This is a genomic window from Lentzea sp. DG1S-22 (assembly GCF_036321065.1).
In the GTDB taxonomy this organism is placed as follows: Bacteria; Actinomycetota; Actinomycetes; order Mycobacteriales; family Pseudonocardiaceae; genus Lentzea; species Lentzea jiangxiensis.
The window spans coordinates 5,866,362-5,886,576 of the sequence record NZ_CP143276.1 but is presented as its reverse complement, the minus strand read 5'-3'; the positions used below and the strand labels follow the sequence as shown (position 1 = coordinate 5,886,576).

18 protein-coding genes are annotated in these 20,215 nt (G+C 69.7%); 13 read left to right on the top strand and 5 right to left on the bottom strand.

The features are described from left to right. The first annotated feature begins 1 nt into the window (after nucleotide 1). The 3 genes from V1227_RS27480 (at nucleotide 2) to serS (ending at nucleotide 3,025) form a co-directional block, all read left to right on the top strand. Nucleotides 2-1,165 carry a glutathionylspermidine synthase family protein gene (locus V1227_RS27480; RefSeq protein WP_329788310.1) on the top strand — a complete coding sequence of 388 codons (1,164 nt, stop codon included), beginning with the start codon at nucleotides 2-4 and terminating at the stop codon, nucleotides 1,163-1,165. 21 nt (nucleotides 1,166-1,186) lie between these two features. Next, nucleotides 1,187-1,642: a DUF350 domain-containing protein gene (locus V1227_RS27475; RefSeq protein ID WP_329788309.1), complete on the top strand. Its 456-nt coding sequence runs from the start codon at nucleotides 1,187-1,189 to the stop codon at nucleotides 1,640-1,642. Between the two features lie 129 nt (nucleotides 1,643-1,771). Then, nucleotides 1,772-3,025 (top strand): serine--tRNA ligase, encoded by a 1,254-nt coding sequence (serS, locus tag V1227_RS27470; RefSeq protein ID WP_329788308.1) that lies wholly within the window; start codon nucleotides 1,772-1,774, stop codon nucleotides 3,023-3,025. Here the strand turns inward: serS and V1227_RS27465 are convergent. From V1227_RS27465 to V1227_RS27455, 3 genes are all read right to left on the bottom strand, one after another. Then, a complete protein-coding gene (locus V1227_RS27465) occupies nucleotides 3,012-4,127 on the bottom strand; it encodes an acyltransferase family protein (RefSeq protein ID WP_329788307.1) in 1,116 nt (371 codons plus the stop codon). The two genes, serS and V1227_RS27465, sit on opposite strands and share 14 nt — an antisense overlap. A gap of 80 nt (nucleotides 4,128-4,207) precedes the next feature. Beyond that, a complete protein-coding gene (gene lhgO / locus V1227_RS27460; protein WP_329788306.1) occupies nucleotides 4,208-5,383 on the bottom strand; it encodes an L-2-hydroxyglutarate oxidase in 1,176 nt (391 codons plus the stop codon). Nucleotides 5,384-5,402: 19 nt separating this feature from the next. Further along, nucleotides 5,403-6,278: an LLM class flavin-dependent oxidoreductase gene (locus V1227_RS27455; protein ID WP_329788305.1), complete on the bottom strand. Its 876-nt coding sequence runs from the start codon at nucleotides 6,276-6,278 to the stop codon at nucleotides 5,403-5,405. Between the two features lie 59 nt (nucleotides 6,279-6,337). On the opposite strand from V1227_RS27455, the gene V1227_RS27450 reads away from it, so the two are divergent. Then, complete coding sequence (locus V1227_RS27450) at nucleotides 6,338-7,147, top strand: HAD family hydrolase (RefSeq protein ID WP_329788304.1); 810 nt, start codon at nucleotides 6,338-6,340, stop codon at nucleotides 7,145-7,147. Between the two features lie 6 nt (nucleotides 7,148-7,153). Here V1227_RS27450 and V1227_RS27445 read toward each other — a convergent pair whose 3' ends face one another. Continuing rightward, nucleotides 7,154-7,858, bottom strand: coding sequence for a UDP-N-acetylglucosamine acyltransferase (locus tag V1227_RS27445; protein WP_329788303.1), 705 nt, complete (start codon nucleotides 7,856-7,858; stop codon nucleotides 7,154-7,156). Nucleotides 7,859-7,983: 125 nt separating this feature from the next. On the opposite strand from V1227_RS27445, the gene V1227_RS27440 reads away from it, so the two are divergent. The 3 genes from V1227_RS27440 to V1227_RS27430 are packed head-to-tail and all read left to right on the top strand — an operon-like array spanning nucleotide 7,984 to nucleotide 11,986. Further along, nucleotides 7,984-9,081 (top strand): DegT/DnrJ/EryC1/StrS family aminotransferase, encoded by a 1,098-nt coding sequence (locus V1227_RS27440; RefSeq protein ID WP_329788302.1) that lies wholly within the window; start codon nucleotides 7,984-7,986, stop codon nucleotides 9,079-9,081. Continuing rightward, the gene (locus V1227_RS27435; protein ID WP_329788301.1) at nucleotides 9,078-10,049 is read left to right on the top strand and encodes a Gfo/Idh/MocA family protein; all 972 of its coding nucleotides are present in this window, start codon (nucleotides 9,078-9,080) and stop codon (nucleotides 10,047-10,049) included. Before V1227_RS27440 ends, V1227_RS27435 begins: the two co-directional genes overlap by 4 nt. Before the next feature lie 20 nt (nucleotides 10,050-10,069). After that, nucleotides 10,070-11,986 carry a DUF6541 family protein gene (locus V1227_RS27430; protein ID WP_329788300.1) on the top strand — a complete coding sequence of 639 codons (1,917 nt, stop codon included), beginning with the start codon at nucleotides 10,070-10,072 and terminating at the stop codon, nucleotides 11,984-11,986. A 515-nt stretch (nucleotides 11,987-12,501) separates the two neighbouring features. Here V1227_RS27430 and V1227_RS27425 read toward each other — a convergent pair. Then, nucleotides 12,502-13,599: a UDP-N-acetylglucosamine 2-epimerase gene (locus tag V1227_RS27425; protein WP_236215739.1), complete on the bottom strand. Its 1,098-nt coding sequence runs from the start codon at nucleotides 13,597-13,599 to the stop codon at nucleotides 12,502-12,504. Between the two features lie 52 nt (nucleotides 13,600-13,651). Here V1227_RS27425 and V1227_RS27420 point away from each other — a divergent pair, with 52 nt between their 5' ends. The 6 genes from V1227_RS27420 to V1227_RS27395 are packed head-to-tail and all read left to right on the top strand — an operon-like array spanning nucleotide 13,652 to nucleotide 20,200. Next, nucleotides 13,652-14,680 (top strand): glycosyltransferase family 2 protein, encoded by a 1,029-nt coding sequence (locus V1227_RS27420; RefSeq protein WP_329788299.1) that lies wholly within the window; start codon nucleotides 13,652-13,654, stop codon nucleotides 14,678-14,680. After that, complete coding sequence (locus tag V1227_RS27415) at nucleotides 14,677-15,936, top strand: lipopolysaccharide biosynthesis protein (protein WP_329788298.1); 1,260 nt, start codon at nucleotides 14,677-14,679, stop codon at nucleotides 15,934-15,936. The genes V1227_RS27420 and V1227_RS27415 overlap by 4 nt, the downstream gene beginning before the upstream one ends. A gap of 10 nt (nucleotides 15,937-15,946) precedes the next feature. Then, nucleotides 15,947-16,687: a glycosyltransferase family 2 protein gene (locus V1227_RS27410; RefSeq protein ID WP_236215736.1), complete on the top strand. Its 741-nt coding sequence runs from the start codon at nucleotides 15,947-15,949 to the stop codon at nucleotides 16,685-16,687. A 9-nt stretch (nucleotides 16,688-16,696) separates the two neighbouring features. After that, nucleotides 16,697-17,095: a DUF2304 domain-containing protein gene (locus V1227_RS27405; protein ID WP_329788297.1), complete on the top strand. Its 399-nt coding sequence runs from the start codon at nucleotides 16,697-16,699 to the stop codon at nucleotides 17,093-17,095. A gap of 18 nt (nucleotides 17,096-17,113) precedes the next feature. Then, nucleotides 17,114-18,322 carry a UDP-galactopyranose mutase gene (glf, locus tag V1227_RS27400; protein WP_329788296.1) on the top strand — a complete coding sequence of 403 codons (1,209 nt, stop codon included), beginning with the start codon at nucleotides 17,114-17,116 and terminating at the stop codon, nucleotides 18,320-18,322. Nucleotides 18,323-18,328: 6 nt separating this feature from the next. Further along, on the top strand, nucleotides 18,329-20,200 hold the full coding sequence (locus V1227_RS27395; protein WP_329788295.1) for a glycosyltransferase: 1,872 nt from the start codon (nucleotides 18,329-18,331) through the stop codon (nucleotides 20,198-20,200). The last annotated feature ends 15 nt before the right edge of the window (nucleotides 20,201-20,215 follow it).

Below are 20,215 nucleotides of genomic sequence, written 5' to 3'. Positions count from 1 at the left end.
GTTGCGTCGTGAAGCCTCACACCCGCGGCCGAACTGGCAGCGGACGGTCTCCGACCAGGGCTTGGTGTTCGGGCTGCCCGCGAAGTACGCGAACGGCGCCGAACGCCCCTACTGGGACGAGTCGGTGCACTACGTGTTCGACATGAGCGAGGTCCTCTCGCTCGAAGCCGACGTCGAGCTCCTCCACTCCATGTGCCTCGAAGCGGTCGACAACGTGGTCCTCACCGAGCGCTACCGCGACTTCGGCATCGCCGAATGGGTGTGGCCGCACATCGCCGAGTCGTGGCGGCGCCGCGACCCGCACGTCTACGGCCGCTTCGACCTGCGCTACGACGGGTCGGGCCCGGCCAAGATGCTCGAGTACAACGCCGACACCCCCACGTCGCTGCTCGAGGCCGCCTACGTCCAGTGGTACTGGAAGGAGGAGGTCTTCCCCGACGACGACCAGTGGAACTCGCTGCACGAGCGCCTGGTCGAACGCTGGGGCGAGATCGGTGCCAAGCTCCCGTCCGGTGAGCTGCACTTCAGCTGGTCGAGCGCCGACCCCTCCGGTGAGGACCACCTCACGATCGCCTGCCTGCAGGAGACGGCCGCCGAGGCCGGGCTGAACACCGTGGGCATCGCGATGGAGGACATCGGCTGGGACACGCTGCTCAACCGGTTCGTCGACCTCGAAGAAGCCCCCATGGGCACGGTCTTCAAGCTCTACCCGTGGGAGTGGGTGGTCGAGGAGCAGTTCGGCCGCCACGCCGTCGAGTCGCTGCCCGGCACCCTCTGGGTCGAGCCGCTGTGGAAGATGCTGCTCTCCAACAAGGCGCTGCTCGCGATCCTGTGGGAGATGTACCCGGGCCACCCCAACCTGCTCCCCGCCTACCTGAACGACCCCGGCATGCTCACCGAGTACGTGCGCAAGCCGATCCTCGGCCGCGAGGGTGCGAACATCCAGATCGTCGCTCCGGGCTACGAAACGCAGACCGGTGGCGTGTACGGCAAAGAAGGATTCGTCTACCAGCTGTTCGATCCGCTTCCGGACTTCGACGGCTACCGCCCCGCGTTGGGTGCCTGGGTCGTGGGCGACACGTCCGCCGGCCTCGGCATCCGGGAAACGGTCGGTCTGGTGACCGACGATGGCGCGGCGTTCGTGCCGCATCGAATTGTTGAGTGAGACACCGAAAGGGAACAGCACATGACGACCACGCTGCTCGCGTTGGATCCCGGCTTCGGCGCGACCTTGGGTCGGAACATCGGCGCGATCGCGCTGTACGCCGTCGTCGGTCTCGTCCTCATGGTCTTCGGCTTCTACGCGATCGACTGGACGACGCCGGGCAAGTTGTCCGCCCTCGTCCGCAACGGCGCCCCGAACGCCGTCATCGTGACCGCCTCGGGCCTGGTCTCGATGGCGTTCATCGTCGTCATCGCGATCACCAGCTCGGTGGGCAAGCTCGACGAGGGCCTGCTGTCCGCGCTGATCTACGGCCTCGTCGGCATCATCGTGCAGGTCGCCGCGGTGCGCCTGCTGGAGTACGTGACCAAGCTCGACATCGGCACGATCATCGAGTCGGACCGCTTCGCCCCGGCCTCCGTGGTCGTGGCGGCGGCCCACGTCGCCCTCGGCCTCGTGGTGGCGGTCGCCATCAGCTAGTGGCACGGCCGCGGAGGGACCCGGCGCCTCAGGTGCCGGGTCCCTCCGCTTTGGCGTGATCCGTCCGTTGAACAGGCCGAACGGATATCCGGATGAAGCGCGGGCGAGGCGGGGACTACCCTTTTCAGGGTGATTGACCTCAAGGTGTTGCGCGAGAACCCGGAGATCGTGCGCGCTTCGCAGCGCGCCCGCGGCGAGGACGAGGCCGTCGTCGACAGCCTGCTGTCCGCGGACGAGCGCCGGCGTTCCGCCATCTCCCGCGCGGACACCCTGCGCGCCGAGCAGAAGGTGCTCGGCAAGGAGGTCGGCAAGGCCAAGGGCGACGACCGCGCCGCACTGCTCGTCAAGGCGAAGGACCTGGCCGCCGAGGTCAAGGCCGCCGAGGCCGAGCAGAACGCCACCGCCGAGGAGGTCAACGAGCTCCTGGCCAGGATCCCGAACCTCGTGCACCCGGACGCCCCGGTCGGCGGCGAGGACGACTTCCGCGTGGTCAAGCACGTCGGTGAGCCGCGCCAGTTCGACTTCGAGCCGCTCGACCACCTCGACCTGGGCACCAGGCTCGGCGCGATCGACATGGAACGCGGTGCGAAGGTCGGCGGCTCGCGGTTCTACTTCCTGCGCGGCGTCGGCGCGCAGCTGGAGCTCGCGCTGCTCAACATGGCGGCGGCGCAGGCCACGGCCAACGGCTTCGAGCTCATGATCACGCCGACCCTGGTCCGCCCCGAGATCATGGCGGGCACCGGCTTCCTGGGCGCCCACTCGAGCGAGATCTACCACCTGCCGAACGACGACCTGTACCTCGTCGGCACGTCGGAGGTGCCGCTCGCCGGCTACCACGCCGACGAGATCCTCGACGGCGAGCGCCGCTACGCGGGCTGGTCGTCGTGCTACCGCCGCGAGGCCGGCTCGTACGGCAAGGACACCCGCGGCATCATCCGCGTGCACCAGTTCAACAAGGTCGAGATGTTCTCCTACGTCCGCCCCGAGGACGCCGAGGCGGAGCACGCCCGGCTGCTCGGCTGGGAGGAGGAGATGCTCGCGAAGATCGAGGTCCCGTACCGCGTCATCGACACGGCCACCGGCGACCTCGGCACGTCCGCGCACCGCAAGTTCGACTGCGAGGCGTGGGTCCCGACCCAGCAGAAGTACCGCGAGCTGACCTCGACCTCGAACTGCACCACGTTCCAGGCCCGCCGCCTCAACGTCCGCTACCGCGACGAGAACGGCAAGTCGCAGATTGCGGCCACCCTGAACGGCACCCTGGCCACGACCCGCTGGATCGTCGCCATCCTCGAGAACCACCAGCAGGCCGACGGCTCCGTGGTGGTGCCCGAGGCGATGCGCCCGTTCATGGGCGGCCTGGAAGTCCTCAAGCCGAGGTAGTGGTGAGCTCCGGCTGTCGCACCGCGGCAGCCGGAGCCGTCTTCCGGGCGTGCAGCCTCGTGGTGAGAGCCCGCCCGAGGTCGATCATCGGCAGCTCCACCCACCGGTACAGCAGGTCCGCCATGACCAGCGCCACCAGCGTGATCACCACGGCCGCCGCCAGCCTCGGCGTGCTGAGCCGCGGGATCGTGTAGATCACCGCGAAGCACGCGATCTCCTGGATCAGGTAGAGCGAGTACGACCGCTCACCCACGAACGCCATCGGCCGCACCGACAGCAGCCATCGCACCGGGCCGCGTCCCAGCGTCGACGTGACGAGCAGGGCGATCGCGACGCCGTACAGCGCGACGGGGACCAGGCCACCGCTGCCGCCGAACACCGCGTCGATCTCCGCGATGTTCGTCTGGACCAGCGCGGCGACCACGAGCACAGGCAGCGCGGCGAGCGGGTGCGTGAACGGCCGCACGACGGCGAACGCCCAGGGGCTGTGCATCACCAGCGCGAGCAGGCAGCCCAGCAGGATCATGAAGTAGGCGGCGGCGCTGAGCCCGGAGACGCCGGAGAAGTGCCCGAACACCGCGAGCACCATGAGGCCGATCGTCATCGGCAGCCGGCGCTTGAGGGTGAACGCGCCCACGGTGAACATCAGCGCGGGCCACACCAGGTAGAACTTCTGCTCGACCCCGAGCGTCCACGACTGGCCGTAGATCTGGCCGGGCATCGCCCACTCGTTGGTGAAGGTCAGGTAGTACGGCAGCAGGTCCGGCAGCCGGTAGGCGGTGAACTCGCCGCGCAGCCACAGGAACGCGACGACGACCAGCAGCACCGCGTAGTACACGGGCAGGATCCGGAACGCCCGCCGCAGGTAGAAGTCGCGCAGCGACAGCCTCCCGGCGCGGCTCTCCTCGCGCAGGGCCAGCGTGGTGATCAGGAAGCCGGACAGCACGAAGAACAGGTGCACGCCGATCCAGCCGTTGAGCCACTTCCAGTTCGGGCCGGCGAAGTGGAAGAAGACGACCATCACGGCGGCGATCGCCCTCATGCCGTCCAACGCCGGGAACCGCTTCAGCGCCAGGTACTCGGCATGGGTGATCGTGCGCATGCGGAGGTCCCTCTCAGCTCGGCGGTGTCACCAGGTCGGGTGAGTATGCAGCGCTGAGTAGTCGATCTAGAGGCCGGGGTTCACTCCAACGGAGTAAAGATCTTGTCGGCGACGTGCTTGGCGATCTCCAGTGAACCCGTCGCGGCCGGAGACGGCGCGTTCAGCACGTGCACCTGCCGTTCCGCCGTCTCGATCCGGAAGTCGTCGACCAGCGACCCGTCCGGCAGCATCGCCTGCGCCCGCACGCCCGCCTCGGCGCGCACCAGGTCGTCCTCGCGCACGGCCGGGACCAGCCGGGCGAGCGAGGCGGCGAACCGCTTGCGCGAGAGCGAGCGGAGGACCTCCTCGGCGCCCGTGCGCGCGTACCTGCGGGCCAGCCGCCACGTGCCGGGGAAGCGGGCGACGTCGGCCACGTCGGCCAGCGAGAAGTCGCGCCACCGGTAGCCCTCGCGGCGCAGCGCCAGCACGGCGTTCGGGCCGCAGTGCACGCTGCCGTCGAGCATCCGGGTGAGGTGCACGCCGAGGAACGGCAGCGTCGGGTCCGGCACCGGGTAGATCAGGCCGCGGACGAGGCCGGTGCGGCGCAGTTCGAAGTACTCGCCGCGGAACGGCACGATGCGGGCCGACGGGGTCAGGCCGGCGAGCCGCGCCACGCGGTCGCTGTGCAGGCCCGCGCAGTTCACCAGCGCGTCCGCCCTGACCACGCCCTGCGGCGTCGCGACCTCCACGCCGCCGGGGACCGACCGGATCGCCAGCGCGGGCGAGCGCAGGCGGAGGTCGTGCGACGACAGCCTGCCGGCCAGCGCGGTGCACACCGCGGGGAAGTCGATGATCGCCGTGCTTTCCACGCGCAACGCCGCCACGCACGACACCTCTGGCTCGTGCTCGCGCGCCTCCGCGGCCGAGATCAGCTTCGCCGGGACGCCGTTGGCCTCGGCGCGTGCCGCCAGGTCGTGCAGGCGGGGGAGCTCGGACTCCGAGGTCGCCACGACGAGCTTGCCGCAGACGTCGACCGGCACGCCGTGCTCGCGGGCGAAGGCGACCATGGACGCGTTGCCCGCGACGGACATCCGCGCCTTGAGCGAGCCGGGCTTGTAGTAGAGGCCCGCGTGCACGACGTTGCTGTTGTGGCCGGTCTGGTGCGCGCCCCAGACGCGTTCCTTCTCCAGCACCGTCACGCGGGAGCCCCGCGAGGCGAGCTCGTCCGCCACCGCGAGCCCGACGATTCCGCCACCGATCACCACGACATGTCGCACGGTGGACACCGTAGATGCCCTAGTGACCCAGAACGGGCAGAACGTCCGCCGCGATCTCCTCGACCACCGACTCGCTGCCCGCGTACACGCCGTCGTGCCGCGGCCAGTGGGCGACGACGTCGGTGAAGCCCAGCGCGGCCGCCCTGCCGGCGGCGTCCTGGAAGCACTGCGCGCTCGACAGGGAGTACACCGGCGCGGAGTCGAGGTTCAGGAAGCGCTGCACGCGCGTGGTCCTGCCCTCTGTGGCCAAGGTCTCGGTGAACTGCTCCGAGAGCGTCCGCACGCCGCGCCACCACGCGTCGACGTCCTCGGTGGGCGGTCCGGTGGTGACCCAGCCCTGGCCGAACCTCGCGGCGACGCCCATCGCCCTCGGGCCGTTCGCGGCGACCAGGAACGGCAGCCTCGGCCGCTGCACGCAACCGGGTGCGCTGCGGGCCTCCTCCGCCGCGTAGAACTCGCCCCGCCACGACGTGCGGTCCTTGACCAGCAGCTGGTCGAGCAGCTCGACGAACTCGGCGAACCGGGCCGTGCGGTCGCGCGGCAGCGGCGGCTCCTCGCCGAGAACGGTCGTGTCGTACCCGGCGCCACCTGCGCCGACGCCGAGGGTGAAGCGCCCGTCCGTCACGTCGTCGAGGGCCAGCAGGTCCCGCGCGAACGGCACGGGGTGGCGGAAGTTGGGGCTCGCGACGAACGTGCCGAGCCGGATGTGCGAGGTGACCATCGCCGCGGCCGTGAGTGTCGGCACCGCGCCGAACCACGGGCCGTCGACCAGGGTGCGCCAGCCGAGGTGGTCGTAGGTCCACGCGTGGTGGAAGCCGTACTCCTCGGCGGCGCGCCACTTGGGTTCGGCCATCCACCACCGGTGTTCGGGAAGGATCACGATTCCAGCGCGCACGGTCGTACGGTAACCAGCTGTTCAGCGGGTGCCGAACTTGGACCAGGCACCATAGGGGCGTGGAACAGCCCAGATTGGTCGCATCGGACGTCGACGGCACCCTGCTCACCCCGCCCCCCGGAGACATCGTCACCCCCCGCACGGCCGCGGTCGTCGCCCGCGTGCTGGAGGCGGGCGTGCCGTTCGTCCTGGCCACCGGCAGGCCCCCGCGGTGGGTGCCGCAGATCGCGAAGGCCGCCGGGCTCGACGGCCTCGCGGTGTGCGCGAACGGCGCGGTGCTCTACGACATCGGCCGCGACGAGATCGTCTGGGCGCGCACGCTCGACCCGGTGCAGCTGCACGACATCGTCTCCGCGATCGACAACGCGCTGCCCGGCTGCGCCTTCGCGGTCGAACGCGTGGGCACGGCGACCGACGACGTCACGTTCGTCGCCGAGATCAGCTACACGCACCCGTGGCCGGAGGGGCCGAACGTGGGCGCGACCCGTGCCGAGACCCTCGGCCACCCGGCGATCAAGCTGCTGGTCAGGCACACGAACATGACCAGCGGCGAGATGGCGGCGGGCATCGGCGGGGTGCTCGGCGACCAGGTCGACGTGACCTGGTCGACGAACAACGGGCTGATCGAGCTGTCCGTGCACGGCGTCACCAAGGCGTCCGGGCTCGCCGACGTGGTCGAACGGTTCGGCGTCACGGCCCAGGACGTGATCGCGTTCGGTGACATGCCCAACGACGTCGAGATGCTCCGGTGGGCGGGTCACGGCGTGGCCATGGCGAACGGGCACGAGGCCGCGCTCGCCGCCGCCGACGAGGTCACCGCGTCCAGCGCCGAGGACGGCGTGGCGCTGGTCCTCGAACGCTGGTTCTAGCCGGTTCTAGCCGACCAGGGGCTTCTGCGGGTCGACCTCGGTCCACCACTCGAACGCGATCTCGAGTTCGGCCGGGATCTCACCCGGCAGCTGACCGGCGGCGTAAGCGCTGGTCAGCGCCTCGATCGCGGCGTCGGAGATGCCGGAGCGGCTCATGCCGACCGAGTTGACGCCGTGCACCCGGACCGGGCTGCCGTACGCGCGGGCGAACGGGGGCACGTCCTTCGAGACGGGCGTGCCCATCCCGACCATGGCACCGGCGCCGATGACGCGGCGCTGGTGCACCGAGGCGTTCATGCCGACGTTGACCTTGTCGCCGATCTGCACGTGCCCGCCGAGCGAGACGCCGGCGGACAGGGTCACGCCCGAGCCGACCAGGCTGTCGTGCGCCACGTACACGCGGTTGAGCAGCCACGAGTCGGCACCGACGGTCGTCGCGCGGTAGGAGCCCTGGTGGACGGTGCTCAGCTCGCGGACGACGGCCCGCGCACCGATGTGCACGCCCGCGTGGGCCAGCTCGCCGTCCCACGCCCGGTTGTGCTCGGCGGAGGTGATCTCGGGCGGGGTGCCGATCACGCAGCCCGGGCCGATCCACGCCCCGTCCTCGACGACGCACGGGCCGAGCACGACGGCACCCGGACCGATGGTGATGCCGTCGCCGAGCTCGACACCGTCACCGACGACGGCACTGGGGTGGATGTGGTTGACCACGGGCGTCCGATCAGGAGGTGGGGACAGGCGGTGTCGCCCGTACGGGTAGCGTGGGGCCCCGCGTGCAGGCCAGAGCACTGTACCGGCCGCGCCGGTGGAGATCCCCGAAGGCGAGAGACTGCTGAATGATCCCGATTACTGTTGTTGACGTCGCTGCCGCCGAGCAGCTGGTGCTCCAGGTGCTGCGCTCGGGAGCCATCGCGCAGGGCCCGATGGTCAAGCGCTTCGAGGACGCCTTCGCGGGCGTCGCCGGAGTTCCGCACGCCGTGGCCGTGAACAACGGGACCACCGCGCTCGTGGCGTCGCTCCAGGTCCTCGACCTGCAGCCGGGTGACGAGGTCATCACCTCGCCGTTCACCTTCGTGGCGACCCTGAACGCCATCCTCGAGGCCGGCGCGACCGCGCGGTTCGCGGACATCCGCGAGGACGACTTCAACATCGACGCGGACAAGGTCCAGGCCGCCCTCACCCCGAACACCAAGGTGCTCATGCCCGTGCACCTCTACGGGCAGATGGCGGACATGGGCAAGATCATGCCCCTCGTCCAGGAGCACGGGCTCGCGCTCGTCGAGGACTCCGCCCAGGCCGTCGGCGCCACCTACGAGGGGCGCCCGTCCGGCAGCTTCGGCCTCGGCTGCTTCTCGCTGTACGCGACCAAGAACATCACCACCGCCGAGGGCGGCGTCATCACGACGTCGGACGACACCCTCGCGGACCGGCTGCGCGTGCTGCGCAACCAGGGCATGCGCCAGCGCTACCAGTACGAGGTCGCCGGTCACAACTACCGCATGACCGACATCCACGCGGCGATCGGCATCCCGCAGCTGGAGAACCTCGAGACGATCACGAAGGCGCGCCAGGCCAACGCCGAGACCCTCACCAAGGGCCTCGCGGGCGTCAAGGGCCTGCGGCTGCCGCAGGTGCTGCCGGGCCGCACGCACGTCTGGCACCAGTACACCGTCCTGATCACCGACGACGCCCCGGTCAGCCGCGACGAGTTCGCCGCGAAGCTGACCGAGAAGGGCATCGGCAACGGGATCTACTACCCGAAGACGGTCTTCGACTACGACTGCTACCGCGACAACCCGAAGGTCGTCATCTCCGACGTCCCGGTCGCCGAGCGCGTCGCCCGCCAGGCCCTGTCGCTGCCGGTGCACCCGAAGCTGACCGACGCCGAGCTCGACACGATCATCTCGACGGTGCGCGAGGTGCTGGGCGCATGAGCAACCTCCCCCGCATCGCGGTCATCGGCGTCGGCAACATGGGCTCGCTGCACGCCCGCGTGACCGCCCAGTCCGAACGCGCCGAGCTCGCCCTGATCGTCGACCCGCGCGAGGAGATCGGCAAGGCCGCCGCCGAGAAGTTCGAGACGTCGTGGGCGCCCGAGATGGGCGACCTGACCGACATCGACGCGGTCGTCCTCGCCTCCAGCACCGAGAGCCACCACGGCCTCGCGCTGGAGATCCTCGACAAGGGCAAGCCGCTGCTGGTCGAGAAGCCGGTCTGCGCCTCGCTGGAGCAGACCGAGGAGGTCCTGAAGCTCTCCGAGTCGAAGGGCCTGCCGATCATGTGCGGTCTGCTGGAGCGCTACAACCCGGCCGTCATGACCGCTCTCGGCCTGGTGACCGAGCCGGTCTACGTCTCGGCGCAGCGCCACTCCCCGTACGCGCCGCGCATCCTCACCGGCGTGGCGTGGGACCTGCTGGTCCACGACGTCGACCTCGCCATCCAGTGCTTCGGCGGCGCGGAGCCCGAGCGCGTGTCGGCCGGCGTGGCCCAGTTCCACCCGTCGTCGGTGCCGGGCGCGGAGGACGTGGTCGACACGTTGCTCACGTTCCCGTCCGGCGGCATCGCGAGCGTCTCGGCGAGCCGCATCGGCCAGCGCAAGATCCGCTCCCTGACGATCCAGGAGCTGGAGCGGTCGATCGAGGTCGACCTGCTGCGCCGCGACGTGACGATCTACAAGCACATCTCGCACGACTCGGACCCGGACGGCCGCGGCTACCGCCAGCAGACCGTCATCGAGATCCCCGAGCTGGTCACGGCACGGGAGCCGCTCGCCACCCAGCTCGACCGGTTCCTCGACCTCGTCGCGGGCGAGCTCGACGCCGACGACGAGCGCCGCCGCATCCTCCCCTCGCACCGCGCCGTCGCCGAGGTCAAGGCGAAGTCCGCCGCGGTGACCGGCTGACTCCGAGGAACTGACTTCTGATGGGTGCATTCGTCGTTCTGGCGTTCATCCTGCCCGGCCTCGCGGTCGGGCTCGCGCTGCGGCTGAGAGGCTGGACCCTCGCGGCCGCGGCGCCGGTGCTCACGTTCGGCACCGTCGCGCTCGGCACGCTGGTGATCGGCAACCTGGGCATCGCGTGGAACCTGCTGTCCCTGGCGCTGTGGACGGTGGTGCTGACGGCCGTGGTCGGCGCGGTGACGTGGCTCGTCGCGCGCCGCACCGGCAGCGAGCCGCTGATCGAGGAGCCCAAGCGCTCGCTCGGTGAGAACCTCGTCGTCCTCGGCGGCGTCGTGCTCGGCATGGCCGTGGGGGCCGCGACGTTCCTGCGCGGCATCGGCGGCACGCTCAGCACGGTCAACCAGGACTGGGACGCGCCGTACCACGGCAACGCCATCCGGTGGATCTCCGAGCACGCCACCGCGCTGCCGTCCGCGCTGGCCCAGATCGCGAACCTGCCGGCGGGCACGAAGTACTTCTACCCCAACACCTACCACGCGCTGCTCGCCCCGCTGCTCGACAAGGCGGCGGGCATGCCGGAGCTGCTGAACCTCGCGGCGCTCTCGGTGGTCCTCGCGTGGCCGCTCGGCATCGCCGCGATGGCGCTGGCGTGGCGCATGCCACCGCTCGGCGCCGCGATCGCCGCCGCCGTGTCGACGTGGTTCACCGCCTTCCCGTACGACTCGCTGTGGCGCGGCCCGTTGTGGCCGTACGTCGCCGGTGTCGCGCTGGTGCCGGCCGTGCTGGCCATCGCCCGCAAGATCCTCACCACGCCCGGCCTCACCGGACCGCTCGGCCTCGCGCTCGCGGTCGCCGGTCTGACCGGCCTGCACACGAGCCTCGTGTTCATCGCGTTCGTGTACCTGCTGATGCTGGCGCTGGCGCTGGTCTTCAAGTTCGAGCCGGTCGACTGGCGCGTGAGCTGGAAGCCGCTCGCCATCACGGCGGTGCTCGGGCTCGTCGCGGTGATCCCGGTGATGATGCCGGCGCTCGTGCAGTCCGCCGGCGTCACGGGCGCGCAGTGGGACGAGTTCGCCTCGCCAGCGGAGGGCATCGGCCAGACGCTGCTGTTCTCGCCGGTCGCCACGTACCCGCAGTGGTTCCTCGGCCTCGCGGCGATCACCGGCATCATCCTGATGATCAAGCACCGCGTGATGCCGTGGGTCGTCGCGGCCTTCGTCGTGGTCGGCGGCATGTACGCCGGCACCGCGTCGCTGAACAACGACCTGATCAACACGCTCAGCGGCCCGTTCTACAACGACGCCTGGCGCTTCGCGGCCCTGATCCCGCTCGCCGGCGCCATCGCCGTGGGTTACTTCGGCTACAGGGTCGCCACGGCGTTGACGGCGAAGCTCGGCTCTCGGGTCAGCCCGCAGCGGGCCGCTTTCGTCGTGCCCGTCGCGTTCGGACTCGCCGGCGTCCTCGTGCTCGGGTTGCTGGGCAAGGGCGCGTACATCGGGCGCAACGCGGAACGGTTGTCGGAGACCAACAACGAGGGCGCGACGGTCACCAGGGGAGAGCGCGAGGCCTACCAGTGGCTCGCGCAGCACTCGAAGGACCGCCCGGTCGTCAACGACCGGCTGGACGGCTCCGTGTGGATGTACGCGCTCGCCGGCGTGAAGCCCGTGGAGTGGACGTTCTACGGCGCCGACGAGAAGAGCAACGCCGGTCAGATCACCTGGCACCTGCAGGACATCGACAAGGACCCGGACGTCCGCAAGGCCATCAACGCGCTCGGTGTGAAGTACGCCGTCGTCGGCGCGGGCTACGTGCGGCAGAACTCGCGGCCGGCGCCGGGGCTGATGGCCCTGGAGCGGCTGCCCGAGGTGCGCAAGGTCTACGAGAACCCGCAGGCCACCATCTACGAGTTCGTGGAGCCCGGGACCGGGCAGTCTTCCTGATCTCGTTGGTTTCGCGCCCGGCTGGGGTTTCCCCGGCCGGGCGTTCTGCTGTCCGGGGTCGGTTTGCGTTGGTCGGGTGCCTGTTCCAGCGGGGTTGGTTGCGTTTTGGTGGTCGGGTTGCGTTGCGAGGGTGGTCCTGCGGGTCGGGACGAAGCGTTGGGGTGGCGATTGGGGCTTGACCTCGAGCCTCTGGCGGGATGCTGGGACGGCCGGAAAAGCCGGGGCGAAAAGAGCCCGGTCGTGCCCTGCGAGGGGAGCATCCCGCCCCTTGAAGTAAAGCCCCAATCGCCTTCGCCGGTGCCGACCGCTGCCCGGCGGCGTCAGGTTCATCCGGCTCGCTTCGCATCGCCACGCCAGGCTGCGTGCGTAGCCGGGTTGCGATTGCGGGCGTCCGGTTGAGAGCGCGCGCCTGACCTGATCGCGTGGTCGCCTTGCCTTGGCGGGTGCGGTTTGTTTTGTTGTCGCAAAGAAAATGCCCGGCATCCCTGAGGGTGCCGGGCATGTCCTTTGAGGACTCAGACGTAGCCGAGCTGCGTCAGCGTGTCCGCGATGATCTCGCTCGGGTGGTACTTCTCCATGATGGACGGACGGCGCAGCGTCTCGTACTCGCCGAGGAACTTCTCGAGCTTCGAGGTCTCCATGCCGGTCAGCACGATGTTCTGGCCGAGGCCCTGCTTGGTCTCGGTGCGCTCGCGGTGGATCGCGCACGGCATGCCGATGTAGCTGCACTCCTGCTGGAGGCCGCCCGAGTCCGTGACGACGAACTTGGCGCGGGCCAGGATCGGCAGGAACTGCAGGTAGCGCTTCTTCGGGCGCATGATGAAGCGCTCGTTGTCGAAGAGGTGGCCCCAGCCGTGCCGCTCGATGCGCTCCCGCTCCGGCGCGCCGGCCAGGTAGAGCATCGGGGTCTTCTCGCTGGCCTTCTTCAGCAGCTCCAGCGCCTCGCGGAACTTGTCCGTGCGGGACACGAGCTCGAAGCGGTGCAGGGTGGCGAGGCCGAACTCCTCGGGGAGGTCTTCGGTCGTGTTCGCGTTGATCGCCAGGCGCATCGCGTCGATGACGGTGTTCGCGCCGGTGTTCACGACCACGCCGCGGGCGCCGCGGAGGTTGTCGACCTCGTTCTGCGACGGGGCGAAGTGGACGTCGGTGAACTTCGTCGCGATGCGGCGGTTGAGCTCTTCCGGCAGCGGCGAGAGCAGGCTGCCCGAGCGCATTCCGGCCTCGACGTGGGCGACGCGCGCGCCCAGGAGGCGGCGGGCGATGAGGCTGCCGTACGGGGTCGTGAAGGTGTCGCCGTGCACGACCACCAGGCCCGGCTTGCCGTCCGTGGTGAGCGAGCGCCGCAGCTCCTTGCGCTGGCTCCACGCGGTCTGCGCGACGGAGAGCGCCCAGCCGGGGACCTGCTTGGGGGTCTCCAGGTTGCGGGCCTTGCCCCGCGGCACCAGCCACAGGTCGGGCTCGGGCAGCTGGAGGTCTTCGAGGACGTCGGCGACCTCGTCGAAGTGCTGCGCGGTGAACCACAGCAGCGGCTTCGTGCCGCGGGCGACGAGCGCGTGGTAGACGGGTGCCACCTTGATGAGTTCAGCGGTGGTACCTGCGATGAAGGCGATCACGGGAAGGACCCCTGAGGCTCGGGATCAAAGGACCGCCTGGATACTGTCAGGTGTGACGAGCCGGAGCAAATCCCTCCCCGACGTCCCCAGCCTCAGCATCGTGATCCCGGTCTTCAACGAGCAGGACTGGATCGGCCGCTCGATCGAGGCGCTGGTGACGTCGCTCGACCGCGCCGGTTGGCCCGCCGAGATCGTGGCGGTCGACGACGGCAGCACGGACGGCACGCCGAAGCGGCTCGTGGAGCTGACCGAGAAGTTCGGCATCACCGTGGTGAGCCAGGAGAACGCGGGCCGGTTCGCCGCGCGCCTGGCGGGCATCCGCGCCGCCACCGGTGAGCGCGTCCTGCTGCTCGACGCCCGCGTCATCATCGAGCCGGACGCCTTCCTGTTCCTGAAGGACCAGTTCCTGCGGCACCCGGAACGCAAGGTGTGGAACGGCCACATCAACGTCAGCACCGACGGCAACCCCTACGGCGGGTTCTGGGCCGGGCTGGTCGCGATCGGCTGGCGGCGCTACATGGCGAACCCGCGCCTGGTGTCGTTCGGCGCCGACGAGTTCGACGTCTACCCCAAGGGCACCGGCTTCTTCTGCGCGCCGCGCGAGCTGCTCGAGGCGGCGGCGCGGTCGTTCGAGTCCCTCTTCGACGACGTGAAGCTCGCCAGCGACGACACGCGCATGCTGCGGTGGATCGCCGAGCAGGAGAACATCCACCTCACGCCGGAGTTCGCGGCCACCTACAACAGCCGCGACTCGTTCAAGAAGTTCGTGAAGCACGCCTACTTCCGCGGCACCACGTTCGTCGACAGCTACCTCGACTCGCCCGGCCCCGCGCGCAACGCGCTGTTCGCCGCGATGGCGGTCGGTGTCGTCGGGCTCGTCATCGCGGCGAAGTTCCCGAAGACGGCGCTCGTGCTCGTCCTGCTGGGCATGGTCGCGGCGGGTGCGGTGGCCCGCAGGGCCGGCGCGTCCCAGGGCCAAGCGCTGGCGGTGTCGAAGCTGCTACCCGTCTTCGCCGCGAGCTTCGGCTCCGGTGTGGTGCGCGGTCTGTTCCTCGCGCTGAAGAAGGCCTTGTCGAGGTGACCGGGAAGACCGCGGGCCGTTCGCTCGGCACCGTCGGAATCGCGGTGCTGGTCGCGGCGGGGCTGGGCTATCCGATCCTGATCGTGACCGGCCGGGTCCTGTCCGAGGCGGACGCCGCGGTCTTCCTCACGTTCTGGGGTCTCGTCTTCGGCGTCGGCAGCACTCTCGCACCCGTCGAGCAGGAGCTGTCCCGTCTCGCGGCGGTGGCGGACGTGGCGGGCAAGCGCGTCGGCGGGACCGCCGTGCGCACGGTCGCCGTGGCCGCCGCGGCCGTCGGGGTGTTCGGGCTGCTGGTCCTGGTGCCGCCGGTGAGCGAGCGGCTCTTCGGCGAGTACTCCGTGATCGCGCTCGTCGCCCTGGCGTCGGGGCTCGCGTTCGCCGTGCAGTTCGGCACGCGCGGCCTGCTCATCGGCTTCCACGAGGCGAAGTCGTTCGGCGGCCTCGTGGTCACCGAGGCGGCGGTGCGGATCGTGCTGCTCGGCCTCTTCCTCCTGCTCGGCCTGAACGGCGTGGTGCCGCTCGCGGTCGCCGTCGCCGCCGGGTCGTTCGCGTTCCTGCCGTTCGGCCTGCGTGCGCGCAAGCACCTCGACGTGGCCGGTGACGCCGAGCCGTGGGGTGTCGTCGCCCGGCGGATCCTGGTGCTGATGCTCAGCGCCGGCCTCACCGCGTCGGTGCTCACGGGCTACCCGGCGATCGTGAAGCTGTTCGCCACCACGCAGGGGGAGCTGGAGGCGCTCGGCGGCCTGTTCCTCGCGCTGAGCGTGGCGCGCGTGCCGTTGCTGCTGCTGTCGCCGGTGCAGGCGATGGCCGTGCCGACGGTCGTGCGGCTCTCGCAGGACGAGGAGGGGCACGGAAAGCTTCGCGCCCTGTTGGTCAAAGGTTCAGCCGGGGCGTTCGGGCTCGCGGCGGTCGGCGCGGCGTTCGGCTGGCTCATCGGCCCGTGGGTCGTCCGGCTCCTCTTCGGAGCGAAGTTCGACGTCCCCGGCTGGGTCGTGGCCGGTCTGGTGTGGTCGTCGGTGCTGCTCGGCGCCGTGATGCTGCTCGCGGCCGTGCTCGTGGCCCGCACCGAGGGCGGCAAGGTGCTCGTGCTGTGGGCGGTCGTCGCGGCGCTCAGCGTCCTCGTGCTGGCGTTCGCGCCCGGTGACCTGGTGTTGCGCGCCGTGCTCGGCCTGGTGGTCGCGCCGACGGCCGGTGCGTTCGTCGCCATGGCTTTCGTGCTGCGGCCTGGTGTCCGTGCCGAAACATCCACTGGTTAGGCTCCTCGACGTGTCTGACTCTGTCGACCTGCGACGAGTGCTCATCGTGCTTCCCGCGTTGAACGAGGAGCACAACATCGAGAAGGTCATCGCCGAGGTGAAGGCCGCGCTGCCGGACGTCGGCGTGCTGGTCGTGGACGACGGTTCCACCGACCAGACCTCGCTGCGTGCCCGGGAGAGCGGCGCCAAGGTCGCGCGCCTCGCGGTCAACCTCGGTGTCGGTGGCGCGATGCGCACCGGGTTCCGCTACGCCGTGCGCAACGGCTTCGACGTCGTGGTCCAGGTGGACTCCGACGGCCAGCACAACCCGGCGCACGTGCCCGAGCTGCTGCGCGAGCTCGACCACGCGGACATCGCCATCGGCGCCCGGTTCGCGGGCAAGGGCGACTACAAGGCCCGCGGCCCGCGCCGCTGGGCCATGAAGCTCTTCGCCGTGGTGATCTCCAAGATCTCCGGCACGAAGCTCACCGACGTCACGTCGGGGTTCAAGGCCGCCGGTCCGCGCGCGGTGCGCCTGTTCGCCGCCCACTACCCGGCGGAGTACCTCGGTGACACGCTGGAGGCGCTCGTCATGGCCGCCAGGGCCGATCTGAAGATCGTCCAGGTGCCCGTGGAGATGCGCGTGCGCGCCGGCGGCACGCCGAGCACGTCGCCCGTGAAGTCCGCCGTCTACCTGCTGCGGGCCACCCTGGCGCTGACGCTCGCGCTCGTTCGCCGCAAGCCCAAGACCGGCTCCTTCGAAGCCGCTTAGGAGGCTCCCGTGTCTGCGTTCCGATTGCTGGCGATTGTGGTCGCGGCGCTCGTTCTCGTCGTCGTGATCGAAATGATGCGACGCCGCAAGCTCCGCGAGAAGTACGCGGGAATGTGGCTGTTCGTCGGTATCGGTGTGGTCTGTTTGGGTGCAATCCCGGGCCTTCCGACGTGGCTGTCGAACCTCACCGGGATCCAGCTCGCGGCCAACTTCCTGTTCGCCGCCGCCGCGTTCACGCTGCTCTTCGTCGTGCTGCAGCTGTCGAGTGAGGTGGGTCACCTGGAGGAAGAGGTGCGCACCACGGTCGAGGAGATCGCTTTGCTGCGCTGTGAGCTGGAAGGCGTGCGCGCTGAGCTGGACAAGCGCATCACGAACGCCGAAGAACGACTTCTCCGAGCCCAGCCCTGAATTCGGGGCACTCCGGGCATGCAGGTAACCTCGCTTGCCGTGAGCTTCGCAGGTTATGACCTGATCGTCGTCGGTTCCGGATTCTTCGGCCTCACGGTCGCCGAGCGCACCGCGTCCCAGCTGAACAAGCGGGTGCTGGTGCTGGAGCGGCGTGACCACATCGGAGGCAACGCCTACTCGGAGGCAGAGCCCGAGACGGGCATCGAGGTGCACCGCTACGGCGCGCACCTGTTCCACACGTCGAACAAGCGCGTGTGGGACTACGTGAACCAGTTCACCTCGTTCACGAACTACCAGCACCGCGTCTTCGCGATGTACGACGGCCAGGCCTACCAGTTCCCGATGGGTCTGGGCCTGATCTCGCAGTTCGTGGGTCGCTACATGTCGCCCGAGGACGCGAAGGCGTGGGTCGCCGAGCAGGCCTCGGAGATCGACACCAAGGACGCGAAGAACCTCGAGGAGAAGGCGATCTCGCTGGTCGGCCGCCCCCTCTACGAGGCGTTCATCAAGGCCTACACGGCCAAGCAGTGGCAGACGGACCCGAAGGAGCTGCCCGCCGCGGTCATCAGCCGCCTGCCGGTGCGCTACACCTTCGACAACCGCTACTTCAACGACACCTACGAGGGTCTGCCGGTCGACGGCTACACCGCGTGGCTCGAGAAGATGGCGGACCACCCGAACATCGACGTCAAGCTGTCCACGGACTTCTTCGACGTCCGCGAGGAGATCCCCGCCGGCACGCCGATCGTCTACACCGGCCCGGTGGACCGCTACTTCGACTACTCCGAGGGCTGGCTGGGCTGGCGTACGCTCGACTTCGAGCAGGAAGTGCTGCCGATCGGCGACTTCCAGGGCACGTCGGTCATGAACTACAACGATGCGGACGTGCCGTACACGCGCATCCACGAGTTCCGCCACTTCCACCCCGAGCGCGAGTACCCGAGCGACAAGACGGTTATTGTTCGGGAGTTCTCCCGCGCCGCGGAGAAGGACGACGAGCCGTACTACCCGATCAACACGCCCGAGGACCGCGCGAAGCTGGAGCGCTACCGCGAGCTGGCCAAGCAGGAGGCCGCGGAGCGCAACGTGATCTTCGGTGGACGTCTCGGCACGTACAAGTACCTGGACATGCACATGGCGATCGGTTCGGCGCTGAGCGTGTTCGACAACAAGATCGCTCCGCACCTGGCGTCCGGTCAGGCGCTGGACGGGTCGCTGGAGGACTGAATCGCAATGCCGGGCAAGTCCAAGCTCGTGGAGCACGAGGCGCCGGAGAAGCTGCTGACGCAGCGCGGCCTGTTCGCAGGGCCCTCGCAGATCGTCTCGGAGGACCTGTACGCCGAGGTGAAGCGCGGGATCGCGGACCGGGAGCGCCACCGCATGGTGGTGCACCCGAACGCCACGGTCACCATGAACACCTACTTCGGCCGGTTCCCCGCGTCGTACTGGCAGCGGTGGTGCGTGAGCCCCGAGGTGGAGCTCGAGCTCGAGGTGACCGGCTCCGGCCAGGTCTCCCTCGTCGCCTCGGACTCCGAGGGCGAGACCCGCACGGTCGCCGCGGAGAAGATCGCCGGTGCGAAGGCGCAGAAGGTGCGCCTCTCCGCGAAGATCGACAAGTTCACCGACGGCGGTGGCCTGTGGTTCGACGTGATCACCGGGGACGACTCGCTGGTCGTCGAGGGGGTCCGCTGGACGGTCGCGCCGCCGAAGACGGTGCGTCCGACCGCGGTCGTCATCTGCACGTTCAACCGCGTGGACGACTGCCTCAACACGATGGCCGCGCTGGCCTCGGACCCGGAGCCGCTGGAGCTCGTCGACACGGTCTACGTCGTCGACCAGGGCACGGACGCCGTCGAGTCGCGTGAGCGGTTCGCCGAGGTCTCGGCCGCGCTGGGCTCGAAGCTGCGCTACATCCGCCAGCCGAACCTCGGGGGTGCCGGCGGCTTCACGCGCGGCCTCTACGAGGTCACCGAGATCGACCACGCGGAGCACGCCAACGTCCTGTTCATGGACGACGACGTGCTGTGCGAGCCCGAGATCGTCATCAGGCTCACCGCGTTCGCGAACCGCACGACGCAGCCGACGATCGTCGGCGGTCAGATGCTCTACCTGCTGCACCCGAACTTCCTGCACGTCGGTGCCGAGTACGCGAACCTCGACACCCTCTCGCCGGGCCAGGTCGTGGAAGGCGCGCTGTTCAACGCCGACCTCACCGGGTACGACGAGGAGACGGGCAAGCGCAACGTCCAGGACAAGCGCGTCGACGCCGGCTACAACGGCTGGTGGTCGTGCCTCATCCCGTCGGAGATCGTGAAGGCGGTCGGCTACCCGCTGCCGCTGTTCTTCCAGTGGGACGACATCGAGTACGGCTACCGCGCCCGTGCGCACGGCTTCGCCACCGTGTCGCTGCCCGGCGCCGGTGTCTGGCACGCGGACTTCCACTGGAAGGACTGGGACGACTGGCACAGGTACTTCAACCTGCGCAACGCCCTGATCACCTCCGCGCTGCACAGCCGCTTCGACCCGAAGATGATCGTGCGCGGCATGGCGAAGCAGTTCGCCACGTACATCCTGGGCATGCAGTACGGCCTCGCCGCCACGCAGCTCAAGGCGGTCGAGGACTTCCTGAAGGGCCCGGACTTCCTGGCGGACGGCGGTGTGCAGGCGGCGGCGGACATCCGCAAGCTGCGCGCCGAGTTCCCGGAGACGGTGCGGCACCCCGCGTCGGAGATCCCCGGCTTCAAGCCGGGCAGCCTGCCGATGATCACCGCCGCGCCGACGCCGAAGCTCATCGCGCCGGTGTTCGCCAAGCGCCTCGTGAACCAGCTGCTCGGCAAGTCCGTGCACGACGCCGGTGCCGTTCCCGCCGGTGACGCCGCGTGGTGGCACGTCTCGCTGTTCAACACGGCGGTCGTGACCGACGCGTCGCAGGAGGGCGTGCGGGTCCGCAAGCGGGACAAGGAGCTCGCGGTCCGCCTGTCCAAGCAGGGCGCCAAGGTGTTCCGCGAGCTGTACCGCAGGGCTCCCGAGATCCAGCGCTCCTACAAGGACGCGATGGGGAAGCTCACCAGCCGCGACACCTGGTCGCGGTTGTACGACCTCTGATTCACACAACGTTCT